This window comes from Mycobacterium sp. RTGN5, from assembly GCF_033804465.1.
Classification (GTDB): Bacteria; Actinomycetota; Actinomycetes; order Mycobacteriales; family Mycobacteriaceae; genus Mycobacterium.
This window is the reverse complement of the sequence record NZ_JAPZLA010000001.1, coordinates 1,196,911-1,210,811: the sequence shown is the minus strand read 5'-3', so window position 1 is coordinate 1,210,811 and position 13,901 is coordinate 1,196,911. Positions and strand designations below refer to the sequence as shown.

At 66.7% G+C, this 13,901-nt stretch carries 11 protein-coding genes; 7 read left to right on the top strand and 4 right to left on the bottom strand.

All coding sequences use genetic code 11. The annotated features are described in order from the left end of the window. Positions 1-24: 24 nt before the first annotated feature. From SLQ31_RS05935 to rpmF, 3 genes are all read right to left on the bottom strand, one after another. Positions 25-1,569, bottom strand: a complete 1,545-nt coding sequence (locus tag SLQ31_RS05935) for a HAMP domain-containing sensor histidine kinase (RefSeq protein ID WP_319430483.1) — start codon at positions 1,567-1,569, stop codon at positions 25-27. Beyond that, positions 1,569-2,255, bottom strand: coding sequence for a response regulator transcription factor (locus SLQ31_RS05930; RefSeq protein ID WP_319430481.1), 687 nt, complete (start codon positions 2,253-2,255; stop codon positions 1,569-1,571). Before SLQ31_RS05930 ends, SLQ31_RS05935 begins: the two co-directional genes overlap by 1 nt. A gap of 82 nt (positions 2,256-2,337) precedes the next feature. After that, positions 2,338-2,511: a 50S ribosomal protein L32 gene (rpmF, locus tag SLQ31_RS05925; protein WP_319430479.1), complete on the bottom strand. Its 174-nt coding sequence runs from the start codon at positions 2,509-2,511 to the stop codon at positions 2,338-2,340. Positions 2,512-2,731: 220 nt separating this feature from the next. Between rpmF and SLQ31_RS05920 the strand changes: the two genes are divergently transcribed. The 7 genes from SLQ31_RS05920 to SLQ31_RS05890 all read left to right on the top strand — a co-directional run bounded on the left by SLQ31_RS05920 (position 2,732) and on the right by SLQ31_RS05890 (position 11,804). Beyond that, positions 2,732-4,417, top strand: a complete 1,686-nt coding sequence (locus SLQ31_RS05920; protein WP_319432867.1) for an acyclic terpene utilization AtuA family protein — start codon at positions 2,732-2,734, stop codon at positions 4,415-4,417. Further along, positions 4,414-5,571 (top strand): acyl-CoA dehydrogenase family protein, encoded by a 1,158-nt coding sequence (locus SLQ31_RS05915; protein WP_319430476.1) that lies wholly within the window; start codon positions 4,414-4,416, stop codon positions 5,569-5,571. The genes SLQ31_RS05920 and SLQ31_RS05915 overlap by 4 nt, the downstream gene beginning before the upstream one ends. Continuing rightward, the gene (locus tag SLQ31_RS05910) at positions 5,568-7,163 is read left to right on the top strand and encodes an acyl-CoA carboxylase subunit beta (protein WP_319430474.1); all 1,596 of its coding nucleotides are present in this window, start codon (positions 5,568-5,570) and stop codon (positions 7,161-7,163) included. The genes SLQ31_RS05915 and SLQ31_RS05910 overlap by 4 nt, the downstream gene beginning before the upstream one ends. Positions 7,164-7,170: 7 nt before the next feature. Continuing rightward, positions 7,171-9,162, top strand: a complete 1,992-nt coding sequence (locus tag SLQ31_RS05905; RefSeq protein ID WP_319430472.1) for a biotin carboxylase N-terminal domain-containing protein — start codon at positions 7,171-7,173, stop codon at positions 9,160-9,162. A gap of 5 nt (positions 9,163-9,167) precedes the next feature. Then, on the top strand, positions 9,168-10,337 hold the full coding sequence (locus SLQ31_RS05900) for an acyl-CoA dehydrogenase (RefSeq protein ID WP_319432865.1): 1,170 nt from the start codon (positions 9,168-9,170) through the stop codon (positions 10,335-10,337). A 35-nt stretch (positions 10,338-10,372) separates the two neighbouring features. Then, positions 10,373-11,140 carry an enoyl-CoA hydratase family protein gene (locus SLQ31_RS05895; RefSeq protein WP_319430470.1) on the top strand — a complete coding sequence of 256 codons (768 nt, stop codon included), beginning with the start codon at positions 10,373-10,375 and terminating at the stop codon, positions 11,138-11,140. A gap of 64 nt (positions 11,141-11,204) precedes the next feature. Further along, positions 11,205-11,804 (top strand): DUF1707 domain-containing protein, encoded by a 600-nt coding sequence (locus SLQ31_RS05890; protein WP_319430468.1) that lies wholly within the window; start codon positions 11,205-11,207, stop codon positions 11,802-11,804. A gap of 91 nt (positions 11,805-11,895) precedes the next feature. Here SLQ31_RS05890 and SLQ31_RS05885 read toward each other — a convergent pair whose 3' ends face one another. Next, positions 11,896-13,785 carry a hypothetical protein gene (locus tag SLQ31_RS05885; protein WP_319430466.1) on the bottom strand — a complete coding sequence of 630 codons (1,890 nt, stop codon included), beginning with the start codon at positions 13,783-13,785 and terminating at the stop codon, positions 11,896-11,898. Between the last annotated feature and the right edge of the window lie 116 nt (positions 13,786-13,901).

The following is a 13,901-nucleotide window of genomic DNA, read 5'->3' as shown; positions in this document are numbered from 1 at the left end:
CTGTTGACTAAAGCTTGCCTTGCACTACTGAGAATCGACTGAGACAACACTCGTTACAGCCGGTGGTTTTTGCTGGGAGTGCCCTCGATCACCATTCGTCTTGGCCCTTTTGGTCGTGATTTCGCTCTCAGCTGAAGGATCCGGATACATCACGGCGCCGGCAGGCAGGCCAGGCAGCAGGACGTAGAACGCCGTGCCGGGCGGTTGTCCACCGGGCACCGTGTCGGCGATGCGAATCATCCCGCCGTGTTTGACGACCACCTGCTTGACGATCGCCAAGCCGAGCCCCGAGCCGGGCATCGCCCGCGCCGACATCGACCGGTAGAACCGCTCGAACACCAGGCCGCGTTCCTCAGGCGGAATTCCGGGCCCGTGGTCGGACACCACAAACTCGGCGTGGGCGGCGTCCACCTGGCGCAGCCGGACCCCGACGTGGGCGCCAGAGGGGCTCCACTTCGCCGCGTTGTCGAGCAGATTCACCACCGCCCGCGACAGTCCGGCGGGGTCGCCATAGACCTGCCATCCGATGACGTCGACGTCGAACTGAACATCGTTGCGGCGCCTGCGCGCCCGTTCCAGGCTGCGTTCGATGACATCGCTCAGGTCGACCGCCTCGTGCACAACCCCGCCGGCGTCCTCACGCGTGAGGTCGACCAAATCGCCTACGAGAGTGGACAATTCTTCGATCTGCGCAATCACGTCGGTGCGCAAGTCGACCATCTCGCTGTCCGGCAGGCGGGGAGCTCCCGGTTGCATCGAGGCCATCAGCAATTCGACATTGGTGCGCAGCGAGGTCAACGGGGTGCGCAGCTCGTGTCCGGCATCGGCGACCAGGCGCGCCTGCCGCTCCCGCGATTCGGTCAACGCACGAAGCATCGTGTTGAACGTCTCGGTGAGCCTTGCCAGCTCGTCACTGCCGAACACCGGAATAGGCCGCAGATCATCGGTGCGCGCCACCCGCTCGGCCGCCTCGGTCAGCCTGGCCACTGGCCTCAGGCCGGTTCGGGCCACCATGCCGCCGGCGATCGCGGCGACCACCACGCCGATACCGCCCACCGCCAGCAGCACCCATTTCAGCTTCGTCATCACCGCGTTGGTGGGGGCGAGGCTCTTCGAGATCAGCAGCGAGCTGCCGTTGGGCAAGTGCACCGCCAGCACCCGCTGGTTGGTCACCGTCCGGCGAGACATCAGCAACTCCCCGCCGATGACGGACTTCTCCGGCTCACCGATCGGCAGCTTCTGACCCTGCTGGTTTGCCGTGTAGATCGAACGGCCGGGGTTGACGAGCATGGCGTTGACGTCGGAATAGGCGGTGCCCTCGATCGCCTTACCGGGGTCGGCGGCCAACGACCCGCTGGCGATCAGCAGGCCCGCCCGGCTCTGCAGCTGATTGTCGATATCCGTGTAGAGCGCGGCCGACACGACCGCATACACCGCGACCGCCATCAATACGACGACCATCGCCACCATGGACATCGCCAGCAGCATCACCCGCCATCGCAGGGAAAGCGATGTCGTCGGTTCGTCGGGCGCCCGCCCAGCTCGCGCGCGCCGCCTCAGTCGTGCCATCAGGGGGGTGTCTCACGCAGCACGTAACCCACACCCCGCACGGTGTGGATCAGCCGCGATTCTCCTTCTGCTTCAGTCTTTCGGCGTAGGTAGCCGACGTATACCTCCAGCGCGTTGCCGGAGGTCGGAAAATCGAAACCCCACACCTCTTCGAGGATGCGGCTGCGGGTCAACACCCGCCGCGGATTCGCGATGAGCATCTCGAGCAGCGCGAACTCGGTCCGGGTCAGGCTGATGGCGCGTTTGCCACGGTGCACCTCGCGGGTCACCGGGTCCAGCGTCAGATCGCCGAACGCCATCACCGCTGAATCGGACTGATCGTCGGGGCCGGTCCGGCGCAACAGGGCGCGCATCCGGGCCAGCAACTCTTCGAGGGCAAATGGCTTGGGCAGATAGTCGTCGGCACCGGCGTCCAGGCCCGCCACCCGCTCGGATACCGAGTCGCGGGCGGTCAGAACGAGGATCGGTAGATCGTCGCCGGTGCTGCGCAGCTGCCGACAGACCTCGAGTCCGTCGAGCCGGGGCATCATCACATCCAGCACGAGTGCGTCGGGCCGTTCATTAGCGATCGCGTCGAGCGCTTCGACACCGTCCTGCGCGAGGTCCACGGAATATCCGTTGAATGAAAGGGACCGGCGCAGGGACTCGCGCACTGCGCGATCATCATCAACGACAAGAATTCGCACAGCTACCAGTCTGTGCCCAACGCCTGAGATAGGCCTGAGAGGCACGCCGCACTAGCAGGCAATTCGCGGCAAGCGAACGCGATCAGCGCTTGTCGAGATCGATCAATCCGAGCCGCGCGGCCTTGAGCAACCGGCGGGGAACCTTATGCAGGCGACCGGCGACGGACACGTTGACCAGACCAGTGGCCTCGGCCTTCCACTGCGCGCGCCGACTGCGGGTATTCGACCGCGACATTCTGCGCTTGGGCACAGCCATGACGTACTTCTCCTTGATCAGGGGTTCGCCGCACAGGGACTTTTTCGGTGCCGGCGGCCAACGGTTGCACTTGAGGATAGCCGCTCACCTGCGTCGGATCCAAAACGTCCCGCCACGGCCGCCGCTGGCGCCCTCACCCCTTGACTGCGGACCGCAACTCGCCAGTAACCTACCAGTTGGTTGGTTATCGGAAGGGAAGACGGCGCGCGTGGCAACTGCGGTGCGGATCGGCAACTGCTCAGGCTTCTACGGTGACCGCATCGCCGCGATGCGCGAGATGCTCACCGGGGGCGAGCTGGACTATCTGACTGGCGATTATCTGGCTGAACTCACCATGCTGATTCTGGGCCGCGACAAGATGAAGCATCCCGAGCGCGGCTACGCCAAGACCTTCCTGACCCAGCTCGAGGAGTGCCTCGGGACCGCCCATGACCGGGGTGTGCGCATCGTCGCCAACGCCGGCGGCCTGAATCCGGCGGGTCTGGCCGATGCGATCCGCGAGCTCGCCGATCGGCTCGGCGTCCCGGCGAAGGTCGCCCATGTGGAAGGCGATGACCTGCTCCCCCGGGCGGACGAGCTGGGGTTCGGAGCGTCGTTGACGGCCAATGCCTACCTGGGCGCGTGGGGTATCGCGGACTGCCTTGCTGCTGGTGCCGACGTCGTCGTGACGGGCCGGGTCACCGACGCGTCGGTGGTGGTGGGTCCCGCCGCGGCCCATTTCGGATGGGGCCGCGACGACTACGACCAGCTGGCCGGCGCAGTGGTGGCCGGCCACGTCATCGAATGCGGTGCGCAGGCCACCGGCGGCAACTACTCCTTCTTCACCGAGATCGCCGACCTGGGCCATGCCGGGTTTCCCCTGGCGGAGCTCTACGCCGACGGCTCGTCGGTGATCACCAAGCACCCCGGCAGCGGCGGTCAGGTCAGCGTGGGCACGGTGACCGCGCAACTGCTCTACGAGATCGCCGGCCCGCGCTACGCGAACCCCGATGTCACCGCCCGCTTCGACACGATCGCGCTGGCCGCCGACGGCCCCGACCGCGTCCGCATCAGCGGTGTGCGCGGTGAGCCGCCGCCGCCGTCGTTGAAGGTGTCGCTCAACAGCATCGGCGGGTTCCGCAATGCGGTGACGTTCGTGCTCACCGGCCTGGACATCGAGGCCAAGGCCGCGTTGGTACGCGACCAGCTGGAGTCGGCGCTGCACGTGCGGCCCACCGAGATGGGCTGGACGCTGGCGCGGACCGACCACTTCGATGCCGACACCGAGGAAGCCGCCAGCGCGCTACTGAGCTGTGTCGTACGCGATCCCGATCCCAAGAAGGTCGGCCGCCAGTTCTCCTCGGCCGCAGTCGAACTCGCGCTGGCCTCGTATCCCGGCTTCACCTCCACCGCACCACCGGGCGACGGTCAGGTCTACGGCGTGTTCACCGCCGGCTATGTACCGGCGAACGAGGTCGCACAGGTCGCTGTGCGGCCCGACGGAACCCGCACCGACATTGCCGCGGCCACCACCACCCGCGAACTATCCGACGTCCAAGCGCCACCACTGCCCCAAGCCCCTGCCCCCGGGCCGACCCGGCGGCTGCCGCTTGGCACGATCGCCGGGGCACGCAGCGGGGACAAGGGTGGGGCGGCGAACGTCGGCGTGTGGGTACGCACCGACGACCAGTGGCGCTGGCTGGCACACACGTTGACCGTCGATGCCCTACGCGAATTACTGCCGGAGACAAAGGCTCTCCCGGTCACCCGGCACCTGCTACCAAACCTGCGAGCCGTGAACTTCGTCATCGATGGCATCCTCGGGCAGGGTGTCGCCTATCAGGCGCGGTTCGATCCGCAGGCCAAAGGCCTCGGTGAATGGCTGCGCAGCCGGCACATCGACATCCCGGAAGCGATCCTGTCGTGAGTATCTGGAACACCCCCGAACGCCAGCAGCTGCGTAAGACCGTGCGCGGCTTCGCCGAACGCGAGATCCTGCCCCATATCGAGGAGTGGGAACGCGCCGGTGAGCTCCCCCGCGATCTGCACCGCCGGGCCGCCGCGGCCGGCCTGCTGGGCGCCGAGCTACCGGAATCGGTCGGTGGCGGAGGCGGTGACGCCGCGGACTCGTTGATCATCTGCGAGGAATTGCACGAAGCCGGCACTCCCGGTGGGGTTTTCGCCTCACTGTTGACCTGCGGTATCGCGGTGCCGCACATGGTTGCCTCCGGTGACGAACGGCTGATCGAGAAATTCGTCCGGCCGACGTTGCGTGGTGAGCTGATCGGATCGCTGGCCATCACCGAGCCGGGCGGCGGCTCGGACGTCGGCCACCTGAGGACGACGGCGACGCGCGCCAATGACGAATACGTCGTCAACGGTGCCAAGACGTACATCACCTCGGGCGTGCGAGCCGACTATGTCGTCACCGCCGTGCGGACCGGTGGCACCGAACTTCCCGGGGCATCAGGGGTCTCGCTGCTCGTCGTCGAAAAGGGCACACCGGGATTTGATGTCACCCGCAGGCTGGACAAGATGGGCTGGCGGTCCTCGGACACCGCCGAGCTTTCCTACACCGAGGCTCGAGTGCCTGCGCCCAATCTGGTCGGCAGCGAGAACACCGGGTTCGCGCAGATCGCGCAGGCTTTCGTGTCCGAACGCATCGGTCTTGCAGCCCAGGCGTATTCGTCGGCGCAACGCTGCCTGGACCTGAGCGTGCAGTGGTGCCGCGACCGGGAGACGTTCGGGCGTCCGCTGATCTCCCGCCAGTCGGTACAGAACACGCTCGCCGAGATGGCCCGTCGCATCGATGTGGCGCGGGTGTATTCGCGCAACGTGGTGGAACGGCAGTTATCGGGCGAGGCGGATTTGATCGTGGCGGTGTGCTTCGCCAAGAACACCGCGGTGGAAGCCGGCGAGTGGGTGGCACACCAGGCCGTGCAACTGTTCGGAGGGATGGGCTACATGACCGAATGCGAAGTCGAACGCCAATATCGGGACATGCGGATCCTGGGTATCGGCGGGGGAACCACCGAAATCCTGACCAGCCTGGCCGCCAAGGCACTGGGATACCAGGCATGACCCGCCTGCAGAGCACTCTCGACCCGAAGGCGCCGACCTACGTCGAGGCGGCGCAGGCCATGGTGGAAAAGCTCACCGAGATCGACGGCGAACTGGCGAAGGCTCTGGCCGGTGGTGGCCCAAAGTACGTGGACCGGCATCACGGTCGTGGCAAGCTCACCGCCCGCGAACGCGTCGAACTGCTTGTCGACCCCGATTCGCCGTTCCTGGAACTGTGCCCATTGGCGGCCTACGGCAGCGACTTTCAGGTCGGGGCCAGTCTGGTGACCGGCATCGGCGTGGTGGAAGGCGTCGAGTGTCTGTTGATCGCCAACGATCCCACCGTCAAGGGCGGCACTAGTAACCCCTGGACACTGAAGAAGATGCTTCGGGCCAACCAGGTCGCATTCGAGAACCGGCTGCCGGTGATCTCCCTGGTGGAGTCCGGCGGTGCGGATCTGCCCACCCAGAAGGAAATTTTCATCCCGGGTGGTCGGATGTTCCGTGACCTGACGCAGCTCTCCGCGGCAGGCATCCCCACGATCGCATTGGTGTTCGGCAATTCCACGGCCGGTGGCGCCTACATGCCGGGGTTGTCCGATCACGTCGTGATGATCAAGGAACGGTCGAAGGTCTTCCTGGCCGGTCCCCCGCTGGTGAAGATGGCCACCGGCGAGGAGGCGGACGACGAATCCCTCGGCGGGGCCGAAATGCACGCCAGAGTATCGGGTTTGGCCGATTACTTCGCGGTCGACGAGCTCGACGCCATCCGTATCGGACGTCGGATCGTGGCCCGGCTCAACTGGGCCAAGCAGGGGCCCGCACCGCGACCGGTGACCGCGCCGCTGGCCGACCCCGACGAGTTGCTGGGCATCGTCTCGGCCGATCTGCGGATTCCGTTCGATCCCCGCGAGGTGATCGCCCGCATCGTCGACGGGTCCGATTTCGACGAGTTCAAGGCGATGTACGGGGCATCCTTGGTGACAGGCTGGGCGACCCTGCACGGCTATCCGGTGGGAATCCTCGCCAATGCCCGGGGTGTGCTGTTCAGCGAGGAATCCCAGAAGGCGACGCAGTTCATCCAGCTGGCCAACCGGTCCAACACGCCACTGTTGTTCCTGCACAACACGACCGGCTACATGGTGGGCAAGGCCTATGAGGAAGGCGGGATGATCAAGCACGGCTCGATGATGATCAACGCAGTCTCCAACTCTCGGGTCCCGCACATCTCCCTGCTGATCGGCGCCTCCTACGGAGCCGGCCACTACGGGATGTGCGGGCGCGCCTACGATCCCCGCTTCCTGTTCGCCTGGCCCAGCGCCAAATCCGCGGTGATGGGTGGGGCACAGCTGGCGGGCGTCCTGTCGATCGTCAACCGCGCGGCCACCGAGGCCCGCGGCGGAACGGTCGACGAGACGGCCGACGCGGCGCTGCGAGCGGCGGTCGAAGCGCAGATCGAGGCCGAATCGCTGCCGATGTTCCTCTCGGGCCGGATCTACGACGACGGGGTGATCGATCCCCGCGACACCCGAACCGTGCTCGGAATGTGCCTGTCCGCCATAGCCAATGCACCGATCGAGGGGACGTCGAACTTCGGCGTCTTCCGGATGTGAGCCCCCGATGAGCAGCCAATCCAGCATCAGTCGAGTTCTCGTTGCCAATCGTGGCGAGATCGCGCGCCGCGTCTTCGCCACCTGCCGCCGCCTCGGAATCGCCACGGTGGCCGTGTACACCGACCCCGACGCACAGTCCCCCCACGTCACCGAGGCCGACGCCCGGGTACGCCTCGACGGCAACCTCGGTTACCTCGACGCAACCCAGCTGATCGCCGCGGCAAAGGCCTCCAACGCCGATGCCATCCACCCCGGCTACGGATTCCTTTCCGAGAACCCCGATTTCGCCAAAGCCGTTTTCGACGCCGGACTGACGTGGATCGGGCCGCCGGTCGCCGCCGTCGCATCGATGGGCTCCAAGATCGAAGCCAAGAAGATGATGGCCGCCGCCGGGGTTCCGGTGCTCGACGAACTCGACCCGGCGACGGTCAGCCAAGCACAGCTGCCGGTGCTCGTGAAGGCGTCGGCCGGTGGCGGTGGACGCGGCATGCGGGTGGTGACCGAGTTATCCGAGCTGCCCGGCGAGGTGCAGGCCGCCAGCCGAGAGGCCCAGTCGGCGTTCGGCGACCCGACGGTGTTCTGCGAGCGGTACCTTCCCACCGGCCACCACGTCGAGGTGCAGGTGCTCGCCGACGAGCACGGCACGGTCTGGGCGGTCGGTGAGCGGGAGTGCTCCATCCAACGCCGACACCAGAAGATCATCGAGGAAGCACCCTCGCCCCTGGTTGAACGCGTTGCGGGCATGCGGGAGAGGCTGTTTGCGGCGGCTCGCCTGGCCGCAGGGGCAATCGGCTACACCGGGGCGGGCACGGTGGAGTTCCTCGCCGGCGACGACGGCGAGTTCTACTTCCTCGAGATGAACACCCGACTGCAGGTCGAGCACCCCGTCACCGAACTCACCACCGGTTTGGATCTGGTCGAGCTCCAGCTTGCGGTGGCCGACGGCCAGCGACTCGATCCCGAGCCACCGCCGGCCCGCGGGCACTCCATCGAGGCACGGATCTACGCCGAAGACCCGGCCCGGCATTGGCAACCCCAGGCCGGCCACATCCATCGCTTCGAGGTGCCCGGCGCAGGAACATCTTTCGGCTTGTTCACCGGTACCGGTATCCGGCTGGACTCCGGAATCGGCGACTCGTCGACGGTATCGATTCACTATGACCCGATGCTGGCCAAGGTGATCTCGTACGCGCCGACCCGGCGGCGCGCGGCACAGGTGCTCGCCGATGCGCTGGCCCGTACCCGCGTGCACGGTATTCGCACCAATCGTGATCTGTTGGTCAACGTCCTACGGCACCAAGCGTTTCTGGATGGCGCCACCGACACCGCGTTCTTCGACACTCACGGGTTGGCGGAGTTGGCCCGCCCGCTGGCCGATGACCGCACGACCCGACTGGCGGCAGTGGCCGCCGCCCTGGCCGACGCCGCCCACAACCGCGCCGCTGCCACGGTGATGGGCGAGATACCGAGCGGCTGGCGCAATGTCGTGTCGGACAATCAGCACAAGACCTACCTCGACGCGGCCGAACACGAGCACCGCGTCGCGTATCGGTTCACCCGCGACGGCCTGGTGCTGCCCGACGACGAGGGCGTGACGCTGGTGTCGGCGCGGCCGGAGCAGGTGGTGCTCGCCGTCAGTGGGGTGGCCTCGGCGTTCGAGGTAAGCCGTTACGGCACCGAGGTTTTCGTCGACTCGCCCCTGGGCCCTGTCGCCTTGACCGCCGTGGCGCGCTTTCCCGAGCCGGGCTCGACCGTCGAGAAGGGTTCGCTACTGGCACCCATGCCCGGCGCGGTGATCCGGCTCGGCGCGGCACTGGGCGACACCGTGACGTTCGGCCAGCCGCTGGTGTGGCTGGAAGCGATGAAGATGGAACACACCATCACCGCACCCGCCGACGGCGTGGTGACCCAACTCGACGTCCAGGTCGGCCAGCAGGTCGACGTGGGGACAGTCCTTGCCCGGGTAGAGAACGAAAACAAGACAGAAGGAGAACTGTGACCGTCTTGAACAGCGACACCGGCTTCATCGAGAGCGCCGAACGGCAAGAGTTGCGCAAGGCGGTCTCGGCGCTGGCGTCGAGCTACGGCCAGGAATACTATCTGGCGAAGGCGCGTGCCGGTGAGTACACCGACGAATTGTGGTCCGAGGCAGGAAAACTCGGCTTCATCGGGGTCAACCTCCCCGAAGAATACGGTGGCGGCGGCGCCGGCATGTACGAGCTGTCGCTGGTCATGGACGAGATGGCGGCAGGCGGCTGCTCCCTGCTGATGATGGTCGTGTCACCGGCCATCAACGGCACGATCATCAGCAAGTTCGGCACCGACGAGCAGAAACAGCGCTGGCTGCCCGGAATCGCCGACGGCTCGATCACCATGGCGTTCGCCATCACCGAACCCGACGCCGGATCGAACTCGCACCGCATCACCACCACCGCGCGACGAGACGGCAGCGACTGGATCCTGTCCGGTCAGAAGGTGTACATCTCCGGTGTCGACCAAGCTCAAGCGGTGCTCGTCGTGGGCCGGATGGAAGATGCCAAGACCGGCAACCTGAAGCCCGCGCTGTTCATCGTGCCGACCGACACCCCCGGTTTCACGTTCACCAAGATCGACATGGAGATCGTCAGTCCGGAGAACCAGTTCTCGGTGTTCATCGACGACGTCCGGCTGCCCGCCGATGCCCTGGTGGGTTCGGAGGACGCCGCGATCGCACAACTCTTTGCGGGCCTGAATCCCGAACGGATCATGGGCGCCGCCAACGCGATCGGGGTGGGACGCTTCGCGATCAGCAAGGCGACCGATTACGTCAAAACACGCCAGGTGTGGAAGACGCCGATCGGCGCCCATCAGGGCATCGCCCATCCGCTGGCGCAAAACCACATCGAGATCGAGCTGGCCAGATTGATGATGCAGAAGGCGGCAACGCTCTATGACCACGGCGACGATTTCGGCGCCGCCGAGGCGGCGAACATGGCCAAATACGCCGCGGGCGAGGCCTCGACCCGGGCTGTCGACCAGGCCGTGCAATGCTTCGGCGGCAACGGGCTGACCAAGGAGTACGGCATCGCGTCGATGATCACCGCCTCACGGCTGGCCCGCATCGCCCCGGTGAGCCGCGAGATGATTCTGAACTTCGTCGCGCAGACATCCCTGGGCCTGCCGCGGTCGTACTGAGCGGCGGGCAGGAACGAAGCGACATGGGGAATGACATGACAACCCTCGTCACCTATGCCGTCGACGGTCACGTCGCCCGGCTGACGCTGGACTCACCGCACAACCGCAACGCGCTGTCCACTCGGTTGGTCGAGCAGCTGCACTCCGGTTTGCGGGACGCAGCCGCCGATCCCGCGGTGCGCACGGTGGTGCTGGGGCACACCGGCGGCACATTCTGCGCTGGCGCCGATCTGAGCGAAGCCGCCGACGGAGACCCCGTGGAAACCACCGCGGCGCGGGCTCGCGAACTGGCAACTGTGCTGCGCGCGATCCTCGAGTCGCCGGTACCGGTGGTCGCCGCCATCGATGGCCACGTCCGGGCCGGCGGACTGGGTCTGGTCGGGGCATGCGACATCGTGGTCGCGGGTCCGCGCAGCACGTTTGCGCTCACCGAGGCGCGCATCGGTGTGGCGCCGGCCATCATCTCCCTGACGCTGCTGCCCAAGATGTCGCCGCGCGCGGCTGCCCGCTACTACCTCACGGGTGAGACGTTCACCGCGGCGACGGCCGCCGAGATCGGGCTGATCACCATCGCCGCCGACGACCTCGACTCTGCGCTGGCGACAGTCGTGGCCGACCTGGGTCGGGGGTCGCCCCAGGGGCTCGCCGCGTCGAAAGCCCTGACCACGGCCGATGTCCTGGCTGGATTCGACCGCGATGCCGAACGACTGGCCATGGAATCGGCGCGGCTGTTCGTCTCGGAGGAAGCGCGGGAAGGGATGCTGGCGTTCCTGGAGAAACGTCAGCCCCGCTGGCTGCGATAACACCACTGTGATAGATCAGCGAACACTCTTGCGGTTGCCTTCCAGAGTCGTACCCTCGTAGGCGATGAGCAATTTGACACCACGGGACGCGACGACGCGAGCCGCTGACACCGACCGCATCCAGGTTGCTCAGCTGCTCACCGAAGCCGCGGCCAAGGGACGTCTGCAACTCGGAGAGTACGAGCAGCGGCTGGCGAAGGCCTACGCCGCGCAAACTTACGAGGAATTGGATCGGCTCACCGAGGACTTGCCGGAAGCGGACGCTTCGCACCGGCGCGGCGCATCCAAACCGGCGCCCAAGACGCTACTGCTGGCCATCTTGAGCGGTTTCGAGCGGCGCGGCCGATGGAACGTTCCGGGCCGGATCACCACGTTCACCTTGTTCGGCGGCGGCGTTGTCGACCTGCGCTACGCCGACTTCACCTCAGCCACCGTGGAAATCCACGCGTACTCGATCATGGGCGGGCAGACGATTCTGCTGCCGCCGGAGATCAACCTGGAAGTCCGCGGCATCGGTGTGATGGGCGGCTTTGACCACAACGTCGACGGTGTCGGTACGCCAGGCGCGCCAAAGGTCACCATCCGGGGGTTCTCGTTGTGGGGTGGCGTGGGAGTCAAACGCAAGAATCGCAAGCCCGGCAGCTCCGAGCAGCCGCCCCGCTAGCGCGAACCCCGCGGCTGCCCCGGGATCAGCCAAATAACTGCGGCCCCTTCCAATCTGGAAGGGGCCGCAGTTATTTCGATGGGATAAGAGGTCAGCTCTTGCCGGCCGCCTTCTTGGTGGTCGTCTTGCCGGCCGTCTTGGAGCCGCCTGTCGCGGCAGCGCCTGAGCTCGGGCTGGGAGTGCCGTCCGCACCGGCGGTGCCGTTGGTGCCGCCGGGACCACCCGAACCTGCTCCGCCGCCGAAGCCACCGACCGGGTTGGTCTGGCCTGTGGCGGGCGCCTTTCCGCCACCAATGGCGTTGCCGCCCTTGGCGCCGTTTCCGCCCTTCGAGCCGAAGGAACCGTTGCCGCCGTAGCCACCGTCGCCGCCGACGTTGGTGCCGGTCGTGCTGCCGCCGGGCTTCGTGCTGGAACCGCCGGCAGCGCCGTTGCCACCCTTGCCGATGATGACGTGGCCGCCGTCACCGCCATACGCGCCGGCCGAGTCACCGTCGACCGCAGTTCCGTTGCCACCGACACCGCCGTTGCCACCGGTACCCGTGGTCGAGCTGCCGCCGTTGCCACCGGGTCCGCCGTAGCCGGCAGCCTTGTCGTGGCCTACGCCGTCGCCGCCGACGCCGCCCTGTCCGCCCTGGCCGGATGTGGAGCCGCCGCCGTTACCGGCGAAACCGCCGGACGCGTAGTCGTCGGTGTCATCGCTTGTGGCTTCGGCTTTTCCGCCGTTACCGCCGGCGCCACCCGCACCGACGATGCCGCCGGAACCGCCGGCGCCGCCGTAGCCGCCCTCGGCACTGCCCTTGGTGGGCGCCGTTGCTTGACCACCGTTGCCGCCCTTGCCGCCGTTGCCGGACAACAGGCCGCCGTTGCCACCGGCACCGCCGTCGGCACCGGCCGAAACACCCTCGATGTCCGTGTTGTCAGCGCCGCCGTTACCGCCGTCACCGCCGTTGCCGACAAGCAGTCCACCCTTGCCGCCCTGACCACCGGCAGTCGCGGCGACATAGTTGGCAGCGGTGGTTCCGGTGGCATCGAGGCCGTTACCACCATTGCCGCCATTACCGCCGAAGAAGCCTGCGTCGCCGCCCGTGCCACCGTTGAGACCATTGCCGCCGTTACCCCACAGCAGGCCGCCGTGACCGCCGTTGCAAGCGGACCCGGTGCAGCCGGCTTGGGCGTTTGCGCCATTGCCGACCAGGAATCCGATCAACGAGCCGCCGGTCTGATTGACCGAAGCCAGTCCCGTGACCGACTGCTTGGCGGCCGCGGCAGCGGCGGCAGCGCTTGCCGCCGGCACGGTGCCGTTCAGCGATGACGAAAGGTAGCCCCAGATCGCCGGCAGTCCCGTGCCGCCGTAGTTGTACCGGCCGGTGCCGGTGTCGTAGTTCCAGTCCGGAGTGGCTCCGGTGAAGTACAGGCTCGACAGGATGCCGCCGCCCACCACAACGGGTCCGATATTGACCGTCGGAACCAGCGAGGTGACGCCGAGGATCTGCGTGTTGACGTACGCCGGGAAATTCTGCGCGATGTAGACCAGGCTGCCCGGCCCGGACCCCAGGTACTCGTTCGCGGCCACCAACGCCACCGCGCCCAGTCCGCCGTACAGCGGGCCGAGGCCGCCGTAGGCGTTCGTGCTGTAAGCGTTGCCGATCTCGAAGTAATAGTTGTCGAGGTTGGTGTTGAGGATGTTGTCGCTCAGGTAGTACAGGGCTCCCGCCGCGCCGCCGACGAAAACGCCGCCAACGTTCGGGAAGTACGGATCGGGGCTGCCACTGCCACCGGCCGAGCCGACATAGCCGCCATAGCCGTTCCAGTACGCGTTGTTGATGCCGTTGATGGTGATGTCCGACAGCGCCGTCAGTTCGTACTTGGCGGACGAAAGCGGCAGCGGGGTAGGCACCCCCACCGCGAGGTCGTGAGTCGGAAGCATCGCCGGTGAAGCGGCGACGATGGCGGCGGCACTGGCCAGAGCCGCGCCCGTCATCAGGAAAGGCCGAGTTCTTGACGCCATTGCTAGTTCCCCTTGCTAGTGCATGTTCGTCCAGGTCGTGACGAACTCGTTGCTTTGCTGATGTCAATCTTAGAAGATCCTGATAGATA